This is a genomic window from Rhodococcus sp. NPDC003383, from assembly GCF_053589115.1.
The window spans coordinates 25,765-50,572 of record NZ_JBSFRG010000039.1; the positions used below are offsets into that span (position 1 = coordinate 25,765).

Annotated in this window: 13 protein-coding genes; 9 read left to right on the forward strand and 4 right to left on the reverse strand. The window is 69.7% G+C overall.

Annotated elements, in window-relative coordinates; genetic code table 11:
* Nucleotides 1–122 precede the first annotated feature (122 nt).
* Nucleotides 123–1,859, forward strand: a complete 1,737-nt coding sequence (locus ACWDTS_RS25175; protein ID WP_450119236.1) for an alkaline phosphatase D family protein — start codon at nt 123–125, stop codon at nt 1,857–1,859.
* 461 nt (nt 1,860–2,320) lie between these two features.
* Here the strand turns inward: ACWDTS_RS25175 and ACWDTS_RS25180 are convergent, their stop codons facing one another.
* Nucleotides 2,321–2,827 (reverse strand): SRPBCC family protein, encoded by a 507-nt coding sequence (locus ACWDTS_RS25180; RefSeq protein WP_450119237.1) that lies wholly within the window; start codon nt 2,825–2,827, stop codon nt 2,321–2,323.
* A gap of 202 nt (nt 2,828–3,029) precedes the next feature.
* Between ACWDTS_RS25180 and ACWDTS_RS25185 the strand changes: the two genes are divergently transcribed.
* Entirely contained in the window at nt 3,030–13,625 is a 10,596-nt protein-coding gene (locus ACWDTS_RS25185) for an SDR family NAD(P)-dependent oxidoreductase (protein WP_450119238.1), read from the forward strand.
* 27 nt (nt 13,626–13,652) lie between these two features.
* Here ACWDTS_RS25185 and ACWDTS_RS25190 read toward each other — a convergent pair whose 3' ends face one another.
* Nucleotides 13,653–15,251, reverse strand: a complete 1,599-nt coding sequence (locus tag ACWDTS_RS25190) for an MFS transporter (protein ID WP_450110993.1) — start codon at nt 15,249–15,251, stop codon at nt 13,653–13,655.
* A gap of 136 nt (nt 15,252–15,387) precedes the next feature.
* Nucleotides 15,388–16,383 (reverse strand): NADAR family protein, encoded by a 996-nt coding sequence (locus tag ACWDTS_RS25195; protein ID WP_450110992.1) that lies wholly within the window; start codon nt 16,381–16,383, stop codon nt 15,388–15,390.
* A gap of 442 nt (nt 16,384–16,825) precedes the next feature.
* On the opposite strand from ACWDTS_RS25195, the gene ACWDTS_RS25200 reads away from it, so the two are divergent.
* The 6 genes from ACWDTS_RS25200 to ACWDTS_RS25225 all read left to right on the forward strand — a co-directional run bounded on the left by ACWDTS_RS25200 (nt 16,826) and on the right by ACWDTS_RS25225 (nt 22,256).
* Entirely contained in the window at nt 16,826–18,214 is a 1,389-nt protein-coding gene (locus ACWDTS_RS25200) for an aromatic ring-hydroxylating oxygenase subunit alpha (RefSeq protein ID WP_450110991.1), read from the forward strand.
* A 31-nt stretch (nt 18,215–18,245) separates the two neighbouring features.
* On the forward strand, nt 18,246–18,716 hold the full coding sequence (locus tag ACWDTS_RS25205) for a hypothetical protein (RefSeq protein ID WP_450110990.1): 471 nt from the start codon (nt 18,246–18,248) through the stop codon (nt 18,714–18,716).
* 58 nt (nt 18,717–18,774) lie between these two features.
* Entirely contained in the window at nt 18,775–19,314 is a 540-nt protein-coding gene (locus tag ACWDTS_RS25210; protein ID WP_450110989.1) for a hypothetical protein, read from the forward strand.
* A gap of 116 nt (nt 19,315–19,430) precedes the next feature.
* Nucleotides 19,431–20,240, forward strand: coding sequence for a TauD/TfdA dioxygenase family protein (locus ACWDTS_RS25215; RefSeq protein WP_450110988.1), 810 nt, complete (start codon nt 19,431–19,433; stop codon nt 20,238–20,240).
* Nucleotides 20,237–20,941, forward strand: coding sequence for an SDR family NAD(P)-dependent oxidoreductase (locus ACWDTS_RS25220; RefSeq protein ID WP_450111011.1), 705 nt, complete (start codon nt 20,237–20,239; stop codon nt 20,939–20,941). Before ACWDTS_RS25215 ends, ACWDTS_RS25220 begins: the two co-directional genes overlap by 4 nt.
* A gap of 19 nt (nt 20,942–20,960) precedes the next feature.
* Nucleotides 20,961–22,256 carry an ABC transporter substrate-binding protein gene (locus tag ACWDTS_RS25225; RefSeq protein ID WP_450110987.1) on the forward strand — a complete coding sequence of 432 codons (1,296 nt, stop codon included), beginning with the start codon at nt 20,961–20,963 and terminating at the stop codon, nt 22,254–22,256.
* A 56-nt stretch (nt 22,257–22,312) separates the two neighbouring features.
* Here ACWDTS_RS25225 and ACWDTS_RS25230 read toward each other — a convergent pair whose 3' ends face one another.
* Complete coding sequence (locus ACWDTS_RS25230) at nt 22,313–22,945, reverse strand: TetR/AcrR family transcriptional regulator (protein WP_450110986.1); 633 nt, start codon at nt 22,943–22,945, stop codon at nt 22,313–22,315.
* Nucleotides 22,946–23,352: 407 nt separating this feature from the next.
* Here ACWDTS_RS25230 and ACWDTS_RS25235 point away from each other — a divergent pair, with 407 nt between their 5' ends.
* A complete protein-coding gene (locus ACWDTS_RS25235; RefSeq protein WP_450119239.1) occupies nt 23,353–24,753 on the forward strand; it encodes an ABC transporter substrate-binding protein in 1,401 nt (466 codons plus the stop codon).
* Nucleotides 24,754–24,808: the final 55 nt, after the last annotated feature.

Genomic DNA, 24,808 nt, shown 5'->3' on the forward strand with positions numbered 1-24,808 from the left:
CGACCCGCAAAACGGTCCGAGATCGGTGCGGAAATCGCCGGAATCGGCTTGGGGTCGCTCGTTGCGAGTACCCTCGGACCGCATGAGGCGGTCGCTCCGTCCAGTAGGGGCCCGGTGACGCCGTGGTGGATCTCGTTCTCGGCCCGTTACTTCGGCACGTCGGGGCTACGGACGCCACGGTGTGGGTGGAGACGTCTGCCCCGTGCACCGTGCAGGTCCTCGGCAACTCGGAGAAGACGTGGACGGTGGCAGGCCACCACTATGCCCTCGTCTCGGTCGAAGGCTTGGAGCCGGGATCCACCACGCCCTACGAGGTGCGTCTGGACGGGCGCGAGGTGTGGCCACATGCCGGCGACGACCCGTCCCGGATTCGGACCCTCGGTGCCGGCGACCGGTTCGTCCTGGCGTTCGGCTCGTGTCGCGTGGCGACGGCCCCGGACGACGAGGATTCGTCCGCACTGGGGACCGATGCTCTCGTGGCCTACGCGCAGCGTATGCGCGCACGCTCCCCCGAAGAGTGGCCCGACGCCCTGTTGTTGCTCGGCGACCAGGTGTATGCCGACGAACTGTCGCCGGAAATGCGGCGGCGTGTCGGCGAGCGGCACGATCTGTCGGAACCACCGGGCGCGCAGGTGCGGAACTTCGAGGAATACACCTGGCTGTATTCCCAATCGTGGTCCGAACCCGACGTCCGTTGGCTGTTGTCGACCGTGCCGACCTCGATGATCTTCGACGACCACGACGTGCACGACGACTGGAACACCTCGCACCTGTGGCGGACCGAAGTGGAGGCCTCGTCGTGGTGGGAGGAACGGATCGTCGGCGCCCTCATGTCGTACTGGATCTATCAGCACCTCGGGAATCTTTCACCGAAGGAACTGTCCGAGGACGCGCTCTACGACCGTGTCCGCAACTGCGGGGGTGATGCCGAACCGATTCTCCGCGCCTTCGCGTCCGATGCGGACGAGGAAGCGGACGGCGCTTCCGGCGCGCGGTGGTCCTACCGGCGGGATTTCGGTTCGGTGCGGGTGCTGATGATCGATTCGCGGTGTGGCCGGGTCCTCACCGCCGACCGCCGGGAGATGGTGTCGGATCCGGAGTTCGACTGGATCGAAAGCCAGACCGAGGGCGACTACGATCACCTGCTCATCGGGACGTCGTTGCCCTGGTTGCTTCCGCGTGCCATGCACGACGTCGAAGCGTGGGACGAGTTGCTCGCATCCGGCGCGCGCGGTGAACGGCTCGGGCGGTGGGCCGAAAAGCTCCGCCGCGGTGCGGATCTCGAGCATTGGTCGGCATTCCGCGACTCGTTCGACCGTGTCGCCCGGCTGCTGGCGGAAGTCGGCAGTGGACGCCGCTCGGGACCGTCCGATGTCACCCCGGCGACGGTGTGCGTGCTGTCGGGCGACGTGCACCACGCATACGCCGCTCGTGCCCACTTCCGCGTCCCTATGAGCGCAGCGATCTACCAGTTGACGTGCTCGCCGCTGCACAACCATGTTCCGGCAGCGGTTCGAGTGGCGTTCCGAGTTGCCTGGAGCCGCACAGCAGAACGCTGCGTACGTGCGGTTCTCGGGCTGGTGATGCCCGTACCGACCACCTCCATCACCTGGAGCAAGGCAGCCGGTCCGACATTCGGAAACCAGGTCGCCACGCTCCGAGTCGAAGGTCGCGCTGCGCATCTGACCATCGAGCGGACAGCGACAGCTCGCGGCGCACACCATTTCGAGACGGTCGCCGAGCTCGGCTTGTCTTCCGACGGACCCCGCGCCGGGCAGCCACCCTCCGACGCGCACCGCCGACGGCGACGAAACCCGGCGACGCGGTGGCGTGCAGCGAGGACAGTCCGGGAAATCTGACTGCTCCGGGCTTATCGATGCTGCTCTCCCGTGGTGCCGTCCTGCGACTGCCCTTCGCCCGTCGTCGGGCCGTCCTCCGACTCGACGAGGTGGGCAAACGCGGTACCCGAGACCATCCCGCGGGTTCCCGGCACCGTTACCGTAGGTCTGGCACCGGGCTCGTACATCTGCTGAATCTCGTGTGCCCGTTCCTGCGCACTACGTTTCGTGTCGTCGTCGAGGTCGTCGTATTCGTCGGGTTTCCGATCTTCGTCCACAGCATTCGCTCCAATCGTCACTTGCCCGCGGAACAGGGTCTAAGGTCCAGACTCCTCTCTCGGCGGTACCGGGACACCGTTTCGGCCCGACCGATCTCGGTCCGGCCTGCCGGTGGTCCGGTCCGCGGCCCAGCAGTTTCGTGTACCAGCCTTCGCCGAATGCGAGGTCGTCCGTCAGCAATGCCGTGTAGAGCTTGTGGAGGTTCATTTGTTCGTCGAATCGCTGGACGCAACTGCGACAAGCTCGGCCAGGTGCTGCAGCGAATTGGTGAGATGGTCCGGACCGAACGGCGGGAACCCGATGTGGTCCCGGATGTGCTGCGGCACCGCCGACCAGTCGTAGACGAGCGTCACCTCGGTCTCCGACGGACCGAGCGGCACCAGCTCGTAACTCCAACTCCAGCCGCCGAACTCCAGGTGCCCGTCGTCCTTCTCCTCCCCCGTCCGCCAGCCGATGGCGCGCGGCGGATCGAGCACGTGCACCTGATTGGCCACCTTGTAGTAACCGTTCACCTGGCGGGGGTGGTACATGTCCATCCGGAAGACCTGCCCCACCTCGGTCAACGGCGCCCGGTCGGCGGCGTCCTGCACCCAGCCGGTGCCGTCGATCGCCGAATGGGTGGTCGGGTCGGCAAGCACCGCGAACACCCGCGCGGCCGGCGCGGCGACGATCAGGGTGGCAGTCACGTTCTCTCGGTGTGCGGTGTGCATGGCAGTGTCCCGTCGTTTGGTGCCCCCGCCTGCGCGGAACGCGATGGTTCTTCATGCAGACCGTGGGGCGCGGCGGAAATCATCGCTCGGAGGGGAGGAATCTGCACCTGCGATGCAGCGAACTCGACTTCCGGGACAGGCGCCGCGGATAGAATCGAGAATCCGCGACGGCATGGGGGGCTCTCGGTTAGGAGCTGCTCGGATGACCGATCAAGCGAAACTCCTCGACTACCTGAAGAGGGTGACCGCCGAGCTCTACCAGGTGAAAGAGAAGCTTCGCGAGTCCGAGGCCGTGCGCCACGAACCGATCGCCGTCATCGGGATGGGTTGCCGCTTCCCCGGTGGGGTGCGCTCGCCCGAGGACCTGTGGCAGCTGGTGGAATCCGGCTCGGAGACCGTCACCGGCTTCCCCGAGGACCGCGGCTGGAATTCGGCCGAACTCTACGATCCGAAGGCCGAGCAAGCCGGCAAGACCTACACGCTGCAGGGCAGCTTCCTCGACGACCCGGCAGGATTCGATCCCGAGGTCTTCGGCATCTCGCCGCGCGAAGCGCTCGCCATGGACCCGCAGCAGCGGCTCCTGCTCGAAACCAGCTGGGAGACCTTCGAACATGCCGGCCTGGATCCGCGGTCGGTGCACGGCTCCCGGGTCGGGGTGTTCACCGGGCTGTCCGGTATCGACTACGCGGCGCGGGCCGGGGGCCGTCCACCCGCGGACCTCGAGGGGTACTTCATCACCGGCAATGCCATGAGTGTCGCCTCCGGCCGGGTGGCGTACAGCTTCGGCCTGTCCGGACCGGCGATCACCGTCGACACCGCATGCTCGTCGTCGCTGGTGTCCATCCACCTCGCCATGCAGGCGCTGCGGGGCGGTGAGTGCGAGCTGGCCCTGGCGGGTGGGGCGACCGTCATGGCGACGCCGGGGGTGTTCGTGGAGTTCAGTCGCCAGCGTGGTCTGGCCCCCGACGGTCGGTGCAAGGCGTTCTCGGCCGCCGCCGACGGCACCGCGTGGGGCGAGGGCGCAGCGATGATCGCGTTGGAACGGCTGTCCGACGCACAGCGCCACGGCCGGCGGATCCTCGCCGTGGTCCGGGGCAGCGCGATCAACCAGGACGGCGCCAGCAACGGCCTGACCGCACCGAACCGGCAGGCCCAGGAGCGCGTGATCCGGCAGGCGCTGACCGATGCCGGGCTCGGTCCGGGCGACGTCGACGTGGTCGAGGCGCACGGCACCGGCACCACCCTGGGCGATCCGATCGAGGCGTCCGCCCTGCTGGCGACGTACGGCCGCGACCGTTCCACCGGCCGGCCGCTGTGGCTCGGCTCGGTGAAATCGAATCTCGGGCACACCCAGGCCGCTGCCGGGGTGGCCGGGGTGATGAAGATGATCCTGGCGATGCGACACGGCGTCCTGCCGAAGACCCTGCACGTCGACCGGCCCACCCCGCACGTCGACTGGTCCGCCGGATCCGTGTCCCTGCTGACCGAGAACCGGGAGTGGCCCGACCTCGACCGGCCTCGCCGGGCGGCGGTGTCCTCGTTCGGGATCAGCGGCACCAACGCGCACGTCGTCCTGGAGCAGTCCCCACCGGCCGAGGCCCCCGTCACGAGCATTCCCGCGGGTGAGGTCGTGACCTGGTGCGTGTCGGGCCACACCGAATCCGCGCTGCGGGCGCAGGCCGGGCGGTTACGCGAGTATCTGGCTGCCCACCCCGACCTGCCTCCTGCCGCGGTGGCCGGGGCGCTGCTGAACTCGCGTGCCACCTTCGACCACCGCGCCGCCGTGATCGGCGCACGGTCCGAGACCCTGCTCGGCGGCCTCGACGCGCTCGCCCGCGGCGCCCCGAGCGCCGACGTCGTCACCGGCGTGGCAGCGGAGGCCGGTGACCGGCCGGTGTTCGTCTTCCCCGGCCAGGGTTCGCAGTGGGTCGGCATGGCCGCGGACCTGCTGGACACCTCGCCGGTGTTCGCCGAGACCGTGCGCGCATGCGCCGAGGCGCTGGCGCCACACACGACGTTCGCGCTGCTCGACGTCCTGCGCGACCGAGACCCGGCGTCGCTGGACCGCGTCGACGTGGTGCAACCGGCGCTGTTCGCGATGATGGTCGGGCTCGCCGAGTTGTGGCGCTCTCACGGCGTCGAACCCGCGGCGGTGATTGGGCATTCGCAGGGTGAGATCGCCGCCGCCTACGTCGCCGGCGCGCTGAGCCTGTCCGACGCAGCGCTGGTCGTCGCCGCGCGCAGCAGGGTGATCGCGGCGTCGGCGCGGCGCGGCGGCGGGATGGCGTCGGTGGCGCTGCCCGCGGACGCGGTGCGGGACGCGATCGCCCCCTGGGCCGGCGCCGTCGAGGTGGCAGCGGTCAACGGGCCGACCGCGACGGTGGTGTCCGGTCCGGTCGAGGCGCTCGACGACCTGGTCGCGCGGTGGCGGGACGACGGCGTCCAGGCCCGCCGGATCGCGGTGGAATACGCGTCGCACTGCGCGGACATTTCGGTTCTGCGCGAACCGATCCTCGACGTATTGGCCCCGATCCGGGCCCGTCGGTCGAGGATCCCGTTCTACTCGGCGGTGACCGGCGGTGAACTGGACGGTGCCACGCTCGACGCCGACTACTGGTATCGCAATCTGCGCCACCCGGTCCGCTTCGAGCACGCGACGAAATCGCTGGCGGCGGACGGGTATCGCTTGTTCGTCGAGTCGTGCAGCCATCCCGTCCTGACCGTGCCGATGCAGGAAACGCTCGACGCGGAGGGCGTCGCCGGACATGTCGTCGGCACTCTCCGGCGCGACCGGGCGGACCTGCGTCAGTTCACCGCCGCCCTCGCGGACGCGCACGTGCACGGCGTGCAGGTCGACTGGGGCCGGGTGCGGTGGGCGCGACGTCCCGAGCATCAGCCGTGGGTGGACCTGCCCACCTATGCCTTCCAGCACCGCCGTTACTGGCTGGACGGCCCCGCACCGGAGGGTGATGTCGCCTCGGCGGGCATGGACGCGGGCGGGCATCCGATGCTCGCCGCGTCGGTCGAACTCGGTGACGGCCGCGGCACGGTGTCCACGAGTGTGCTTTCCGCGCAACGTCTTCCGTGGCTGCGCGACCACACGGTCGGCGACACCGTCGTGCTGCCCGGCACGGCTTTCGTGGAACTCGCGCTGCACGCGGGGAACCGCGTCGGCTGCGGCCGGCTCGACGAGCTCACCCTCGAGGCGCCGCTGGTGATCCCCGCCGACGGTGAGGTCGCGGTGCAGGTGAGTGTGCTCGCCGACGGCGACACCGGCCGCTGCGCGGTGTCGGTGCACTCCCGGCCCGCGGACACCGCGCCGGACACCCCGTGGACCCGGCACGCCACCGGCACGCTCACGACGGCGGCCGCGGATGCCGCCGATTTCCCGGAACCGCAGTGGCCGCCCGCCGATGCCACCCCGGTCGACGTCCGCGGTCTCTACGACCTGCTCGACGACGCCGGCTACGGGTACGGTCCGGTCTTCCGGGGCCTGCGCGCGGCGTGGCGCCGCGGCGACGACCTCTACGGCGAGGTGCGACTGGGCGGCGAGGACCCGGAAGCGGCGGTCGCGGGCTACGGGATCCATCCGGCGGTGCTCGACGCCGCGCTGCACCTGATCGCGCTCGGAAGCACCGAGACCGGTGTCCGGTTGCCGTTCGCCTGGCGCGACGTGCAGGTACACGCCGTGGGCGCCACCGCCCTGCGGGTGCACGTCACCGCGACCGGAGCCGAGCGCTACCGGGTCTCGGCCTACGACGCGACCGGCCGGCCGGTGGTGACCGCGGACTCGCTGACGTTGCGTCCCCTCGGGGAGGCGGGTGTGCCGGTCCCGGGGGCCGGCGCCGGCCTCTACCGCGTCGAGTGGGTGCCGGTCGCGGCGCCGGCGGACCCGATGCCGGTGGACCTGCTGCCGCTGCCGGAGGCGCTCGCCGGGGACGATCCCGCCGGTCGTGTCCTGTGGCTGCCCGCCGGACCGGGCGAGGAGCCGGATACGCCGGCCCGGGCGCACGCCGCCGCGGAGGCGACGCTGCACGCGGTGCAGTCCTGGCTCCGGGACGAGCGCCTGGCCGAGACCCGCCTGCTGGTCACGACCGCGCACGCGGTCGCCCTCCGGGACGACGAACCGGTCGACGACGTGGCCGCCGCGCCCGTCTGGGGCCTGATCGGCGCTGTGCAGAACGAGCATCCCGATCGCATCACCCTGGTGGACCTGGACGGACCGGCCGGCGAACTCCCCGATCCCGCAGTACTGTCGACGACCTTGTCCTGCACCGAATCCCAGCTGGCTGTCCGCGACGGTGTGCTGCTGACACCGATGCTCGCTGCGGTGGCACCGGCCGCAGCGACGCCCGACTCCGACGCGCCGCCCTTCGGCCCGGACAGCACGGTTCTGATCAGCGGTGGCACCGGGACCATCGGCCGGCTGATCGCCCGCCATCTCGCCGCCCGGTACGGGGTGCGCAGGCTGGTGCTCACCGGTCGGCACGGGCTCGACGCCGAGAGCGCGGCCGCGCTGCGCACCGAGTTCGCCGCCTCCGGAACCGACGTCGAGATCGCCGCGTGCGACGTGACCGACCGCGCCGCGGTGGCCGCGCTGCTCGACGGCATTCCCGACCTCACCGGTGTGATCCACGCCGCCGGGGTACTCGACGATGCCACCGCCGCCACCCTGAACACGGACCAGCTGCACGCGGTGCTGCGGCCCAAACTCGACGGTGCCTGGCACCTGCACGACCTCACCCGCGACCGGGACCTGACCGCGTTCGTGCTGTTCTCCTCCGCGGCGGGCGTCCTCGGCGGCGCCGGGCAGTCGAACTATGCGGCGGCCAATGTCTTCCTCGACGCTCTCGCCCAGCACCGCCGCGCCCGCGGGCTCCCGGCGATCTCCCTGGCCTGGGGGTTGTGGGATCGCCCGAGCGGCATGACGTCCCATCTCGATGCCGCCGACCTGGACCGGTTGCAGCGCAACGGCATCGACACCATCGACGTGGACTCGGGGCTGGCCCTGTTCGACGTCGGGCTCGCCGTGAACCGTCCCCTGATCGTGCCGCTGCGGCTCGCGACGCGCGCCGCGCGCACCGAGAGCGCCGCGCTGCCGCCGATCCTGCGCCGGGTCCTCGGATCTCGTCGCCGCCGGGTCGCGGCCGGCGTGTCACCGACCGGGCTCGCCGAGGAGTTGCGTGCGTTGGAGCCCGGCGACCGGTACAGCCGGGTGCTGGACGTCGTCACCACCCACGTGGCCGCGGCCCTCGGCTACGAGGGCAGCGATGCGATCGACCCGGAGCGCGCCTTCAAGCAACTGGGTTTCGATTCGCTGACCGCGGTGGAATTGCGCAATCAGCTGGCGACCGCGACCGGCGTCAAGCTGGCCGCGACCGTGGTGTTCGACTACCCCACGGCGGACGCGCTCGCGCGGGAGCTGCTCACCCGACTGCTCGGCAGCGAGACCGCTCCGCAGCCGACGATCGCCCCGACCCGCACCCGCCGGGACGACGATCCGATCGCCATCGTCGGGATGGCCTGCCGATATCCGGGTGAGGTGCACTGCCCCGACGACCTGTGGCGACTCGTCCGCGACGGCCGGTGCGCGGTGGGCGCGTACCCGCACAACCGGGGCTGGAATCTCGACGAGGTGTACGACCCGGATCCGGAGCGGATCGGCACCACGTACATGAAGGAGGGCGGATTCCTCTATGACGCAGACGAATTCGACGCCGCATTCTTCGGTATCAGCCCGCGCGAGGCGATCGCGATGGATCCGCAGCACCGGCTGCTCCTCGAAAGCGCCTGGGAGGCGCTGGAACACGCGGGAATCCGGCCGGACGCCCCCGATCTGTCCGACACCGGTGTGTACATCGGGTTGATGGGCGGCGACTACGGCTTCCACCTGATGACGCGGCGCGACGTCGACGCCGAGGGCTATCTGATGACCGGGACGAGCAACAGCGTGGCGTCGGGCCGGATCTCCTACGCCTTCGGTTTCACCGGTCCGGCCGTCACCGTGGACACCGCCTGCTCGTCGTCGCTGGTCGCCGTGCATCTCGCGGCCCGCGCGCTGCGCGACGGGGAATGCGCGCTGGCGCTGGCCGGTGGCGCGACGGTGATGGCGACCCCCGGTGTGCTGGTCGAGTTCAGCCGTCAGCGCGGTCTCGCTCCGGACGGCCGCTGCAAGCCGTTCTCGGATCGGGCGGACGGCACCGGGCTCAGCGAGGGCGCGGGAATGGTGGTGCTCGAGCGGCTCGGCGACGCCGAACGCAACGGCCATCGGGTGCTCGCGCTCGTCCGCGGATCGGCGGTCAACCAGGACGGGGCCTCCAACGGATTGACCGCCCCGAACGGCCCGTCCCAGGAACGGGTGATCCGGCAGGCGCTGGCGTCCGCCGGGCTCGGCCCCGCCGACATCGACGCCGTGGAGGCGCACGGCACCGGCACGCGGCTCGGGGATCCGATCGAGGCGCAGGCGCTGCTGGCCACCTACGGGCAGCAGCGGGACGGCCGGCCGCTGTGGCTCGGGTCGATCAAGTCGAACATCGGCCATGCCCAGGCGGCGGCCGGGGTGGCCGGCGTGATCAAGATGGTGCTGGCGATGCGGCACGGGGTGCTGCCGCCGAGCCTGCACGGTGACACGCCGACCCGGCACGTCGATTGGACCGCGGGCGAGGTCTCGTTGCTCGCCGAGCCGGTGCCGTGGCCGGCCACCGGACGGCCCCGTCGCGCCGGGGTGTCGTCGTTCGGGATCAGCGGCACGAACGCGCACGTGATCCTGGAACAGCCGGCCGCACGCGCGCTGCCGGAGGTGTCACCGCCGCCGGCAGCCCCGCTGGCCTGGGTGGTCTCGGGTAAGACCGAGCATGCGCTGCGCGCGCAGGCCGCTCGACTGGCGGCGTTCTGCGACCGCAGTGCGGATCTGCCGGATCCGGCCGACCTCGCGTACTCGCTGGCCACCACCCGGTCCGGTTTCCTCCACCGCGCCGCGGTGATCGGAGACACGGCGGCCGATCTGCTCGACGGCCTGACCCGCCTCGCGGCCGGACGACCCGGCGGCAACGTCGTCACCGGGACGAGCAGCCGCGGCCGGACGGCGTTCATGTTCACCGGTCAGGGCGCGCAGCGCATCGGGATGGGCCGCGGCCTCTACGAGACCTACCCGGTGTTCGCCCGTGCCCTGGACGAGGTCTGCTCCGCGCTCGACGAACATGTGGAAACCCCGGTGCGGCAGGTGCTCTGGGACGACACCGGCGGTGCACTCGACCGCACCGAATACACCCAGCCGGCGCTGTTCGCCGTCGAGGTCGCGCTGTACCGGTTGCTGCGGGAGTGGGGCATCGCCCCCGACTATCTGATCGGCCATTCGATCGGCGAGATCGCCGCCGCCCACGTCGCGGGGGTGTTCAGCCTGCCCGATGCCGCGGCCCTGGTGGGTGTCCGCGGCCGGTTGATGCAGTCGACCGAACCGGGCCTGATGATCGCCGTGCGGGCGGGTGAGGACGACATCCGGGCGCGGATCGACGGCCGCGTCGATCTCGCCGCCGTCAACGGCGCCGACGCGGTCGTCCTCTCGGGCGGCGAACGCGACGTCCGGGCCGTCGCGGCCGACTTGTCCGCCGCCGGACTGCAGACCACGACCCTGCGGGTGGCCCGGGCCTTCCATTCGACGCTGATGGAACCGGTCCTCGACGGGTTCACCGCCGTGGCGTCGCGGCTGACTCCGCAGCCGCCGGAGATTCCGGTGATCTCCAACGTCACCGGACGCGTCGCCACGGCCGAGGAACTCGTGTCCCCGGACTACTGGGCTCGGCACCTGCGGCGCACGGTGCGGTTCCACGACGGCGTGCGCACACTCGACGACCTCGGCGTCACCCGCCTGGTCGAGGTCGGTCCCGGTGCGACCCTGGCCGCCCTCGCCTCCGAGGTCGTGCCGACCACGATCGCCACGTTGCCCGGTCGCGGCGACGAGGCACACGAGGTCGTCGAGGCGGTCGCTGCCGCCTTCGTGCACGGCGCCACGATCGACTGGGATCGGATGCTGCCCGGTCGCCGCCGGGTGGAGTTGCCCACCTATGCGTTCCAGCGGCGGTCCTTCTGGCCGACCGCGCCGACGCGCACGAGCGGAGATCCGGCGGAGCTGGGGCTGGGCGCGGCCGGTCATCCGCTGCTCGGCGCCGCGGTGCCGCTCGACGACGACGCGGTGATGTTCACCGGACAGCTGTCGCTGCGCCGGGATTCGTGGCTCGTGCCGCCACCGGCGGACGACGATGCCGTGCCATCACCGGCCGAGGACGGAGCCGTGTCACCGGCGGGTGAGGCGAAGGCGGTGCTGCCCGCGGTGCTGGTCGACCTCACGCTGCACGCGGCGCACCACGCCGGTCTCGACCGCATCGCCGAACTCACCGTCCACCACCCGCTCCTGCTCGCGTCGTCCGGACAGGCCTCGATCCGGGTGCTCGTGTCGGCGCCGGACAGCGACGGCCGGCGCACCGTCACGGTCTCGTCCGCCCCGGACGAGACCGAGGGCTCGGACAGCTGGGTGCGGAATGCATCGGCGACGATCGACGACGTCGTCGGACCCGGTGGGGCGCATCGCTTCGCGGGCGACGCCGACGCCGAGGTGCACCTCGACGAGGGCGTCGACACGGACGGGTTCGGCATCCATCCGGTGCTGCTGCAGGCGGCGCTCGACCCGCTGCTCGGATGGGACGACGCGCCGCTGGTCTGGTCGGGGATCCGGTTGCACACCGTCGGCGCCGAGGCGCTGTCGGCGAAGTTCGACGCCCTCGGGGACGGACGGTATCGCGTGGTCGCCGTCGACCCCGCGGGTGAGCCGGTACTGACCGTCGATGCCCTGCAGGTGGGGCCGCAGGCCGACGGGACCGGCCCGGGACGCGGGGCACGGCGACTGCATCGGCTGTCCTGGGTGCCGGTCGAGATCGCGGGCGAACCGGCCCTCGGTCCGATCGTCGTGCTCGGGGACGGGAATCTCGGTCCGGGCTTCCCGCACTTTTCCGATCCGTCGGCGTTGCGCACCGCGAGCGACGGTGCTGCGGCGGACGGCGAGCGGCGGCCGTGGACGGTGCTCGTCGAATGCCGCCCGGCCGGTGAGCACGGTCCCGGCGCCACCCACGAGCTGTGCACCCGGGTGCTGCGTCTGCTGCAGCAGTGGCTCGACGACGACGATGCGGCGGATAGCACGCTCGTGCTCGTGACCCGCAACGCAATGGTCACCGGCGCCGAGCAGGACGGCGCGACTGGCAGCGATCCGGCGGCCGCGGCGTTGTGGGGACTCGTGGGCTCCGCGCAGAGCGAGAACCCGGGCCGATTCGTGCTGATGGACCTCGACGACGCGGCGGACCCCGACGCCGCGGTCACGGCCGCGCTGGCGAGCGGGGAACCGCAGTCGGCGGTCCGCAACGGTGCCGTTCTGGTGCCGCGGGTGCGGCAGCTGCGCGGCGTCGACGAGTCCGGTTCCCCGTTCGATCCCGACGGGACCGTGCTGATCACCGGCGGCACCGGCACCGTGGGGTCGCTGGTCGCGCGGCACCTGGTGACCGCGCACGGGGCACGGCACCTGCTGCTGACGAGCCGCCGCGGAGCGGCCGCCGAGGGCTGCGACCGGTTGCTGCGCGAGCTGAGTGACCTGGGAGCCGAGGCGCGTGCGGTTACCTGCGACACCGCCGACGAGACCGCGGTCGCCGAGGTGCTGAGCGGGGTCCCGCCGGAGCATCCGCTGACGGCGGTCGTCCACGCGGCCGGCGTGATCGACGACGCCACCCTGACCTCGCTCACCCCCGAGCGCCTCGACGCGGTGCTGCGGCCGAAGGTCGACGCGGCCTGGAACCTGCACCGGCTGACCGCGGCCTCCGACCTGCGGGCGTTCGTCGTGTTCTCGTCCCTCGCCGGGATTCTCGGGGCCCCCGGGCAGGCGAACTACGCTGCGGCGAACACGTTCCTCGACGCCCTCGCCCAGCACCGGCACGCCCTCGGGCTGCCCGCACTGTCGATCGCATGGGGCATGTGGGCGCCGCCGAGCGCCATGACCGGCAGTCTCGGGGCGATCGATCGCGTCCGGTCGCTCCGTAGCGGCATGGCCCCGCTGTCGGCGGACGACGGGCTGGCTCTGTTCGACAGCGCGTTGGCGGCCGGGGTACCCACCGTGGTGGCCGCGCGGTTCGATCACACCGGCGCGGCGGCTGCTTTTGTGCCTGCGCCGCTGCGCGGCCTGATCCGGGAATCCCGTCCGCGTGCCGCGGGCCTGGCGGCGGCCGGGTCCACGGGTGCCGGGTCGTCGGATTGGGCTCAGCGCCTTGCCGAGCGGTCGGTTCCCGAGCAGCGGCATCTGATGCTCGAGCTCGTCCGGGGCGCGGCGGCCGCGGTCCTCGGCTACGACGCGCCGGACGCGGTCGACCCGGAGCAGGCGTTCAAGGAACTCGGGTTCGACTCGCTGGCCGCGGTGGCGCTCCGCAATCAACTCGGTACCGCCACCGGGCTCCGGTTGCCGCCGACGATGGTGTTCGATCACCCGAATCCGCGGGCGGTCGCCGAATTCCTGCGCGCGGAACTCGTGCCCGATCCGGTCTCGGTCGCCTGTGCCGACATCGACCGGCTCCGGCTGGACCTTGCCGAGGTCGGCGAGGACGGGCCGGCGCGGTCCGCGATCGCGGAGCGCCTGGAAACCCTGCTGGCCGAGATCCGGGCCCACGGCGATGCCGGTGCCGACGCGGTCGATCGGATTCGCGCCGCGACCAGCGAGGAGATCCTGGACCTTATCGACCGCGACCTGGGTCCCGACCACCGGTGACTGTCGTTCGGAAACCGCGCGGCCGGGTCAGAACGGTGCCGCACCCTTCGGCGCGGCGGCCGGCGGGCCGTCCGCTCGGACCATGCGGAACGAGTTCGCGAACCCGAGCAAGGCTGCGGCGAGCGGGACGAGCAACGCGACCTGCAGAGCGATCGGGCGCGCGTCGGTGTTGATCCGGACGATCTCGTCGCGGATCGCCGGGGGCTGGCCGGCGAGCAACTCCTCGAGCTGGGTGTTGCTCATGACCTCCGCGTCCTCCTCGAGCACCTGGGCGACGTGCTGCTGGTCGGCGGGTGGCAGCACGTCGCTCGACTCCGCCATCGAGGTGAACGTGATCGACAGGGTCGCGAGCAGGATGGCACCGGCGAACGCCAGGCCGAACGACAGGCCGAACGATCCGGCCGCCGAGTTGGTGCCGGCGGCTTCGCTGACCCGCTCCTCCGAGATCGGCGCGAGGGTGTAGTTGTTCAGTTGCGAGACCAGCAGGCCCAGGCCCGACCCGGCGACCACGAGCGGCAGCAGCAGGCCCCACCCGAAGTCCGCTCGCGGCACGATCGGAATGAGGACCACGATCCCGATCGTGACGAGCAGGAAACCCCACCGGATGACGGTGCTCGGGCGCCGCGCGCCGGCCTTCTTCCCGGCGAGCAACGCGACGACGAACATGCTGAGCGAGAGCGGGGCGAGCGACAGACCCGCCTGCATGGCGTTGTACTCGAGCACCATCTGCAGGTAGATCGGCAGCGCGATCATGACGCCGCCGAGGGCGATCTGCTGGAGCATCTGGCCGGTGATGCCGAGCCGGAAGATCTTGGACCGGAACAGATCCGGATCCAGCAGCGCCGGCGCGCCGGCGCGTTTGCGTCGTACCAGCCAGAAGGCGAGCCCGACCAGGGCGGCGGCGCCGGCCACGAGGAGCCCGGCGACCGCTTCGCCGCCTTCCTGCCACACCAGGATGCCGAGCACGATGCCGCCCATGCCGAGCACGGACAGGAGTGCGCCGACCCCGTCGACGCCGCGCGATCCGGTGTAGGGCACGTCGCGGACGAGTCCGATCCCGGACAGCACGGCCGCGATGATCACCACTTCGAGCACGAACGCGAGGCGCCAGGACAGGTAGGTGGTGATGAAGCCGCCGAGCAGTGGTCCGACGGCCGCGGCGATCGCGGCGGCGGCCCCGACGAGCGCGTAGACCTTCTTCTGGGCGTCGCCTTCGAAGTTGCCGTGGACGAGGGACTGCATCGCCGGGAGCAGCAACGAGGCGCCGATCCCACCGATGATGGCCCAGAACACGATCACCGCGGTGAGGCTCTGGGCGAGCGCCATCGCGGTCGCGCCGGTCGCGTAGCCGAGCAGACCGATGACGTAGGCGCGTTTGCGGCCGATGAGGTCACCGACCTTGCTGCCGATCAGGATGAACGCGGCGGAGACGAGCGCTTCGAGCGCGATGGCGGCTTGCACGCCGCTGACGGTCGTGCCGAGATCGCGTACCACCGCCGAGATGGACACGTTCATGAGCGAGGTGTCCACGACCAGGACGAACATCGCCATCGCGAGCAGGATCGCGAGCAACCCCGGATGGCCCGATTGCCGGTCGGAACCGTGGGCAGTCGACTCTTCTGTCATGGCAAATACCACCGTTCCGGCAGTCGTGAACTTTCCGCACCACTCGCGACATTCACTGCTGGAATCAGAGGGTACGCGCCCTTCGTCCGCGCACATCGGGTTCGAGCAGACCTCGTCCGGACAGCGCGAGAGCGGCTCAGGCGAACACCGGGTCGACCGCGGAGATCGTCGTCGACCTGGCGACCACATCCACGGTGATCACCCGGCGCCGACCCGCCAGCTCACGCAAGGCCGCGACGGTGCCGCCGATGGTGACCCGGGGATCACGCACGGCGACGACCACGTCGGCATCGGACAGCATCAACGCGCTGCGGTCGTGATCGAACCGCTTGTCGGGGCGGCCGCCGACCGTCACCCGGCGCGAGGCCAGCGCGAGGAGCCGCTGGTGCTCGGCGATCTGCTCGGGACGCCAGCCTGCGGTCTGCTCCGGATACGGCAGGTACGCCCACAACGGCATCCCGGCACGATGCGCGGCGTCCGCCCACCACAGGCCCACCCCGGTCGCCCACCCCGACATCGCGATCTCGGTGCCGTGCTCGGCAGTCAATTTCGTGGCCAGGCGCGACAGCTCCCCCTGCACCCACTCGCGCGTGTCGGGCTCGACGATCAGGTGCTCGCGATGCCCGATAACTGCCGCCCGGATCCATCGGTCCGGGTCGTCGCCGCGGTCGACGGCCCGTTGCCGCATCCAGATGCGGCCGAGTTCGTTGCGGCCGATCGGCGTCTTGTACCCGCGGTCCCGGTGCCGGCCCCACAGTTTGTCCGGGCCGGCGGCGACGAGGAGGGCATCACCGGTCGCGGACAGCGCGGCCCGGACGACGAGATCGGCGGTCATCGCGGCGACGATCTCGCGGAGCACGGTGAACCGTGCGGTCGGCCAGTCGTCGCGGCGGACCGCGCCGGTGCCGATGCGGTGCGCGTCTTCGCTGCTCGTGGCGGGGTCGGCGATGCGATCCCACGCGATCGTCGAGGTGGTGTGCGCGGCCGCGAAGGCGTGCTCCGGTGTCGGCCAGGTCCGGCCGGCCCAGTCGATCGGCACCGGCCGGCGCAGATGCAAGGGCCAGTCCGGGTGCGCGCCGAGGTCGATGACGTCGAGGGCCGTCGGGGTGTCGGTGGTTCTCTGGCGGGTCACTGCGTCTCCGTGCTGGTGGTCGTCGGATACAAGGATCGGTGACGGGTTCCGTTCTCGTCGAGCCTCGCCCACGATCCCGACTGTCGATGTGACACACACCCATTGACACCCTCGATTGTGGCGTGCATCATACGTAATCAATCAAGTGATTGATTTTATGCCGGATCGGTCGCATCCGGCCGCGGGGGGCGCAACAAAGCGGCAGCACAGCCGCACCTTCCTCGCGCGGTCGAGATTCGAGCGGCACCGATACAGCCACAGACCACCACCCCGACCTGCCGACCGGACGCGATCACCCTGCGTCGCGTCGGCGAAGCCCTCCACACCGGAGTCACCCGGCGTGCCCGCAGCTCGAATGGCCAACAGCCGGAACACTTTCGGATCTTCAGTTCGACAGCCCCGTTTCACGACACCGTCGTCGACGACGAGAAGGAGCGAGATCGTGAGTTCCACCCAGCCCCTGACGGAATCTGCACGGTCGGCACGGCCCGGCGAGTGGGTCGACACCGGATTCGGCCTGGCCGACATCGACCCCGACAAGTACTCGCTACGCATCGACACCGACCGCTACACCTCGCGCGAATACGCCGACCGCGAGCGGGAACAGATCTGGATGAAGGTGTGGCAGGTCGCCGGCCGGGTCGACGAACTGCCCGAGGTCGGCGACTGGAAGGTCCACGAGATCTTCGACCAGTCGTTCATCCTCGTCCGCGGCAAGGACGACCGCATTCGCGGCTTCGTCAACGCCTGCCGGCACCGCGGCAACCCGCTGTGCACCGGCAAGGGCAACACGCAGCGGTTCATGTGCCGGTACCACCTGTGGTCCTACGACCTCGACGGCAAGCTGCGCGGCGTTCTGCGCGAACGGGTGCTCGGACCGATCGACAAGGACGACAACTCCCTCGTCCCGGTCTCCGTCGACACCTTCGCCGGATTCATCTTCGTCAACCCCGACCCGAACGCCGAACCGCTGGCCGACTACCTCGGTCCCGAGGTCGCCGAGATGATGGCGCCCTACCGGCTCGACGAGATGGTCACGGTGATGGACGTCCGCGAAAAGCTGGACTGTAACTGGAAAGTCGTCGTCGACGCCTTCTCCGAGGGCTATCACATCAACGGCATCCACCCGGAACTGCTGAAGGTGATCAACATCGACCCCAGCACGAGCCGTCACCGCTTCATGGACGTGCACAGCGTCTCGGTGGCCCCGTTCGAGGTCGCCGGTGTCGACACGTTCGGCCCCGAAGAGCAGGTCCAGGGAATCCGCGAGCTTCCCGGCACGTTCCCCACCGTCACCGCCGTCCTGCCCCGATTCGAAGAACTCGTCGACGGGTACCGCGTCGAAGGTGCCCCCTTGGAGTTCCCGGAGGGCGTCACCGTGCGCACCCTGCTGCAGCAGGCCACCCGCGACACCCTGACCGGCCAGGGCCTGGATGTCAGCGGCCTGACCGACGCGCAGATGAGCGACAACCACGGCTGGGTGCTCTTCCCGAACTTCTTCATGACGATCCGGGCCGGGGAAGCGACCGTCATCCTCGCGCTCCCCGATCCGGACGGCGACCCGAACCGCTGCATCTGGCACATCAGCAGCTACATGTGGCTGCCGCCGGAGATGCGGGGCAGCTTCAAGGTCGAGCCGGTCCAGGTCGAGGAACCGGGCAGCTTCCAGTACTTCCTGGCGCTCCAGCAGGACTACGAGCAGATGCCGCGCCAGCAGCGCGGTCTCCGCAACAAGGGCCTCGACCACATGACGCTGGTCAAGGAAGAGATCGTCATCGCCCACTTCCACGCGGCCGTCGACCGCTACCTCGCGGCCGCCGCGACCTCGTGACCACCCCATCACCGACCGAAAGAGACTTCTCATGACCGTGACGCAGGTCGAGGACATCCTCGACGACCACACCGGGCACGCCCGCCGCGTCCTCGAATACAGCCTCGTCACCAAACGCCTGGTCGACGAGGCGAAGCAGCCCGGATTCACCACCGACAGCTGGGCGCCGCTGGCCGAACTGGTGGCGGTCGACGAGTTCGAACGTGTCGGGAACTTCAAGGAGGTGATGGACTGGTCCGGCTACGTCGAGTTCCTGACGAACTGGGCGAAGTCCTCCGAATGGGAGTGCACGTTCAAACGCATCACCGAATCCGGCGGTGTGGTGTTCCTCGAGCTCGAAGAGCGCAGCCGCATCGGCGATTTCAGCAATGTCGTCAACTCGGTGTCGGTGTACGAGTTCGACGACGCCGGCCGCATCCGGCACATCGACGTCTACCTGCAGATGGCGCTGCCCGACAGCGGGATGCTCGGCAGCTACGAGAACGTGAACATCTCGGAGTGACCGTCGGCGTCACTCCGCCACGCCTGTCGCAACCAACCCACACGACCGAAGGAACCATGTGACCAACGAAGCCCGCATCGCCCAGCACCGTCGTCTCGCCGAGAGCTACCGCAACGCGTACCTGCGCCAGGGCGTCAAGGACGGCGAGGAATACACCGACGAGAACGGCCAGGACGCCTGGAAATTCGCTCCCGACGCGATCTACACCTCCCCGTACTTCACCGGTGAGGACGTCATCCTCATGAGCGAGGCCGCGGTCGACACCGCGAAGGCCGCATACATGGAGGCGAAGGCGTACTCGCTCGTGTTCCCCGACTGGAAGCCGACGAGCTTCAAGTACTGGCCCGCCGAGAACGGCGTGGTCTGGAAGACCCGCTGGCAGGGCACCACCGTCGACGGCAGGACGATGGGCTTCTACTCCTACAGCTTCCTCGAGACCAACGAGGACGGCGAGATCATCCGCTGGGAGACCCACGTCAACGACGAGTACACCCCGTTCCTCGAGGTCGCGATCGGGGCGAGCGGCCCCTTCAAGGGCACCACCGCATACCTCGAGGCGCTTCACCGCTGCCTCGAGAAGGCCGGCGTCACCGTCTGACCCGACGGCCCGGGCGGCCCGGTGGCGCCCCAACCCTGCCGGGCCGCCCTCCCGATCGGCTCCGCCCCTGCGCGACAACAGATTCCACAGATACCCCAGGAACCCAAGGACTCCTCATGCTCGAGACCACAGCGCTCACTTCGTCGTTCGGCGTCGAAGTGACCGGGGTCGACGACCTGAACGACGACGCGGTGATCGCACGCCTGACCGAAGCTCTGAAGTGGCGAGGTGTGCTGCTCTTCCGCGGACCGAATCTCGACGACGACGCCCAGCTCGCATTCGCCCGCAAACTCGGCACCCCGGCTCAGCCGATCCCCGGTCACGAGATCATGACGGTCTCGCTCGATCCGGCCGTGACCCGGTCGGCCGAGTACCTCGAGGGCACCTTCAGCTGGCACATCGACGACACCACCAACGACATCCCGGCCAAGACCACCGTGCTCACCTGCCGGCACGTCGCCGCCGTCGGGGGCGGTACCGAATTCGCCAGCACCTACGCCGCGTACGAGAACCTGCCCGAAGCCGAACGCAAGCGCTACGAGGGCCTGCGCGTCGTCCACAGCTTCGAGGCCGCCCAGCGCACCGTCTACCCCGACCCCACCGACGAACAGGTCGCCCGCTGGCGTCAGCTCCCGACGCACGAGTCCTCGCTCGTGTGGGAACGACGCGACGGCCGTCGCTCGCTCGTCATCGGCGCCACCGCCGATCACATCGTCGGCATGGAGCCGCACGAGAGCCGGGAACTCCTCGACGAACTGCAGGCGTGGACCACCCAGGAACGCTTCTGCTACGCCCACGACTGGGAGGCCGGCGACATGGTGGTGTGGGACAACACCGGCATGCTGCACCGCGCCCTGCCGTACGACCCGTCCTCCGCACGCCTCATGCGGCGCATCACCATCGCCGGAGACGAAGCATGGACGTGAGGACAGCGGTCGTGACGGGAGGCGGCTCGGGAATCGGCAAGGCCGTCGCAGAGCGCTTGCGCAAGGACGGTCACCGGGTGGCCGTGCTCGATCTGAAACCCGACGATGCGGAGTACGAGTACGAGGTCGACGTCACCGACCGCGACCGCGTCGACGCCGCGCTCGCGGAGATCCGGCAGGAACTGGGACCGGTCACCGTTCTCGTCAACGGTGCGGGCCTCGAGGTGTACCGGAGATTCGCCAACCTCACGTTCCCCGAATGGCAGCGCGCGATCGACATCAACCTGACCAGCGTGTTCCACTGCATCCAGGCGGTCCTTCCCGACATGCTCGACGCCGGGTGGGGCCGGATCGTGAACATCTCCTCCTCGAGCACACATTCGGGTCAGCCGTTCATGTCGGCGTATGTCGCCGCCAAGTCCGCGGTGAACGGCCTGACGAAGTCTCTGGCGCTGGAGTACGGCCCGAACGGGATCACCGTCAACGCGGTGCCACCGGGCTTCGTCGACACCCCGATGCTCCGCCGAGCCGAGGGGAAGGGCCTCCTCGGCGGCACGATCGAGGAACACATCCAGCGCACCCCGGTGCGGCGGTCCGGCCGTCCCGAGGACATCGCCGCGGCGTGTTCGTTCCTGGTGTCGGAGGAAGCCGGCTACATCACCGGTCAGATTCTCGGCGTCAACGGCGGCCGGAACACCTGAAGCCCCGCGGAGGAGAAACATGCAGCGACCCAAGACTTTCCGGCCCGGACCGCGGCGCGTTCCCGCCGTCGTCGCCGCGGTCGCGCTGCTGGTCGCCGGTTGCGGCGGCCGCAGCGGCACCGAAACCGGTGACAGCGCAACCTCCGGCAGCGGTAGATCGGCGGCGACATCCGCCGATTTCGGTGACCTCACCGACGTCTGCCAGGGCGGCGACGCTTCCACCGCCACCACCCAGGGCGTGACCGCCGAACAGATCGAGGTGGGTGTCTTCACCGACATGGGGTTCACCAAGAACCCCGAATTCGTCGACGCGGCAAAGGTGTTCACGTCCTGGTGCAACGACAACGGCGGTATCAACGGCCGCACCCTCGGCGTCAAGGAACGCCTGAACTGTCTGCTCCCGAGCTTCCCCGCCCAGGCGGTGCAGGAACGCTCCGCCGGCGCCGACCTCGAGGTCAGCGCCTCGCCGGCGAAGATACCCGGCTACGACAACTACGCCGGGTTCCGCACCTGGGCCGTGAACGAGGCCTATCCCGACTCGAAGGCCGCGGTCGGGTTGATCAACGGCGACTCGGCGGTCACCAAGATCATCGAACAGATGACCTTCGAAACGCTCGACGCGATCGGCGCCACGGTCGTCTACAACGAGTTGTACCCGGCGATGGGAGTCTCGGACTGGACCCCTTACGCGCAGGCCATCAAGAACAAGGGCGTCAAGGGCCTGATCTTCATGGGGACGTGGGAACAACTGGCCAAGCTCGAAGCCGTCCTCACCGACATGGACTACAAGCTCGACTGGATCGATCCGAACAACAACGCCTACAACGCCCAGTTCATCGAACTCCTGGGTCGGTCCGCCGATTTCCAGAACAACATCGTCGACCTCAGCGGCGTCGCCCCACTCGAAAGCGACGAACCCGCCGTCGAACAACTCGAGGAGCTCTACGCGAAGTACGCACCCGACGCGCAGATCACCCTCCCGGCCATCCGGGCGTGGTCCTCGTGGTTGCTGTTCGCCAAGTCCGCCGCCGCGTGCGGGGACGAGCTGACCCGAAAGTGCGTGTACGAGACGGCTCGTCAGGAAACCGCCTGGACCGGCGGAGGGCTGCACGCCGCCAACGACCTGCAGAACCCCATCCCGCCGCAGCCCTGCTTCAACGTCGAGCAAGCAACGTCGGAAGGATGGAAGCCCGCCGATTTCGACCCGGACAACGGCCCGTACCGGTGCGACATCCCCGCCCGCAAGTTCACCGCAGACTTCGGCACACCGATGACCCTCGCCGAGGTCGGTAAGACCATGGACGACGTGCAGTAGCCGCGAGTCGTGTCGCGCTGTGCCGTGCCGGTCCCCACCGGCACGGCACACCCGCGTCACTCCGGCGGGGCCGGGGCGAAGAGCGTGCCCTGGATCAGCCGCTTCACGGCGTCGAGGGTCGCGTCGTACTGCTCCGCCGACGCGGCGGCCGCCAGTTCGTACATGCCCCGCAGGATCGCGAAGATCGCGTTCGCCGCACCGTTCACGTCGACGTCCGGGTCGAGTTCACCGTCCCGGCGGGCCTGTTCGACGATGCCGACGACCACGTCGTGGAGCGTGCCGAACAGGGTGTCGGCGTCCTCCCGGAGATGCAGATGTTCGGCGCTTTCGACCCTGATGGCGCGGTCGAAGGCGACCGCGTACGGGTACTCGCGGGTCACCCGGCCACCCTCGTCGAACAGGGCCATGAGTTTGGCGACGACACCGTCGGCACTACTCGCCGCTTCGGCGAGCCGCGGTACCGCGACACCGGCGAGTTCGTCGAACGTCGCCTTGACGAGCTCCGATTTGTTCGGGAAGTAGTGGTACAGACTTCCGCTGGTGATCCCTGCCATGCGAGCGATTTCGCGAATCGTCGCCCGCGCGTATCCGACCTCGGACACGCTCCGCATCGCCGCGGCCAGGATCCGCCGCCGGGTCTCGTCGCCACTTGCCCCGACGGGACGGCCCAGCGGTGGTCGAGTCGTCAAGACCTGTTTCTCCCGGTTCGATGGTTGCGTTTCGCAGAGCATCCCACGCCTGGACCGCGATGGCGGTTGTCCCACACCGGCGCCGACCGCCGAATCGTGACGGACTCCACCGTGCAGGGCGCTGCAGCCCCCGAATGCGGGGCGCACCAAGATCGATTGTGGTCCCGTCACAATCGCCCGGGATGGGCGCCGCCCGCAGACGCGATCGCCCGGGCGCGACCCGCTGCACCCTTCGACCGAAATGTCCGCTCGGGTTCCACCAAAACCGTCCCTGGCGGACGACGAAGCAATATCTTCGTTCTCCAAGTCGGAGAGGACAGTTTCCCTGGTGGGTGGGGGCACTTCGTCCATCCGGCTCCCTGCCCGATCACGTCGGTCGCGCAGGCTCAGAGGACCAGGGGACACACGTGAATCGACATCGCACATTCCTTGCCGGGCAGCGGCGCATCGTCGTCGCCGTCGCGGCGGTCGCACTCCTCGCGGCCGGCTGTAGCGGCCGCAACGGCACCGAAACCGACAGCACCACGTCCGGACAGGGCGGATCGTCCGCGGTCTCCGCCGACTTCGGTGACCTCACCGAGGTGTGCCAGGACGGTGACGCTTCGACAGCCTCCGCCCAGGGCGTCACCGCCGAGCAGATCGAGGTCGGCGTCTTCTCCGACATCGGATTCACCAAGAACTCCGAATTCGTCGACGCGGCAAAAGTATTCACGTCCTGGTGCAACGACAACGGCGGCATCAACGGCCGCACCCTCGTCGCCAACACCCGCGACACGAAACTCATGGAACCGCGCCAGCGGATGATCGAAGCCTGCCGCGAGGACTTCGCCCTCGTCGGCGGCGGCGCCGGCCTCGACGCCCTCGGCGTCAAGGAACGCCTGAACTGCCTGCTCCCGAGCTTCCCCGCCCAGGCCGTGCAGGAACGCGCCGCCGGCGCCGACCTCGAGGTCAGCGCCTCGCCGTCCAAGGTCCCCGGCTACGACAACTACGCCGGTTTCCGCACCTGGGCCGTGGACGAGGCCTATCCGGATTCGAAGCAGGCCATCGGCCTCATCAACGGCGACTCGGCGATCACCAAGGCCGTGCAGCAGATGACCCTCGAGACCCTGGACGCGATCGGCGCGAAGGTCGTCTACAACGAGTTGTATCCGACGATGGGCGTGTCGGACTGGACGCCCTACGCCCAGGCCATCAAGAACAACGGCGTCAAGGGCCTGATCTTCATGGGCAGCTTCGATCAGCTCGCCAAGCTCGAAGAGGTCCTGACCAACATGGACTACAAGCTGGACTGGATCGATCCGAACAACAACGCCTACAACCAGCAGTTCCTCGACCTGCTCGGTCGCTCCGCCGATTTCCAGAACAACATCGTCGATCTCAGCGGTGTCGCCCCGCTCGAAAGCGACGAACCCGCCGTCGAACAGCTGAAGGAGCTCTACGCGAAGTACGCGCCCGACGCCCAGATCACCCTCCCCGCCATGCGCGCCTGGTCGTCCTGGTTGCTGTTCGCCAAGTCCGCCGCCGCGTGCGGTGACGAGCTGACCCGAAAGTGCGTGTACGAGACGGCTCGCCAGGAAACGGCGTGGACCGGCGGTGGCTTGCACGCCGCGAACGACCTGCAGAACCCGATCCCGCCACAGCCGTGCTTCAACGTCGAGCAGGCCACCGCAGACGGCTGGAAACCGGCCGATTTCGATCCGGACAACGGTCTGTACCGGTGCGACATCCCCGCCCGCAAGTTCACCGCGGACTTCGGCACGCCGATGACCCTCGCCGAGGTCGGCAAAACCATGGACGACGTCCAGTAGCCGGAAGCACAGAAACGCCGTGTGGCCTCGGGGATTCACCCCGATGGATCGGTGC

Excerpts from the sequence above, each read along its gene's own strand:
- ACWDTS_RS25180 (WP_450119237.1), bottom strand. The coding sequence starts at position 2,827 with ATGCACACCGCACACCGAGAGAACGTGACTGCCACCCTGATCGTCGCC.
- ACWDTS_RS25215 (WP_450110988.1), top strand. The coding sequence starts at position 19,431 with ATGCTCGAGACCACAGCGCTCACTTCGTCGTTCGGCGTCGAAGTGACC.
- ACWDTS_RS25225 (WP_450110987.1), top strand. The coding sequence starts at position 20,961 with ATGCAGCGACCCAAGACTTTCCGGCCCGGACCGCGGCGCGTTCCCGCC.
- ACWDTS_RS25205 (WP_450110990.1), top strand. The coding sequence starts at position 18,246 with ATGACCGTGACGCAGGTCGAGGACATCCTCGACGACCACACCGGGCAC.
- ACWDTS_RS25185 (WP_450119238.1), top strand. The coding sequence starts at position 3,030 with ATGACCGATCAAGCGAAACTCCTCGACTACCTGAAGAGGGTGACCGCC.
- ACWDTS_RS25190 (WP_450110993.1), bottom strand. The coding sequence starts at position 15,251 with ATGACAGAAGAGTCGACTGCCCACGGTTCCGACCGGCAATCGGGCCAT.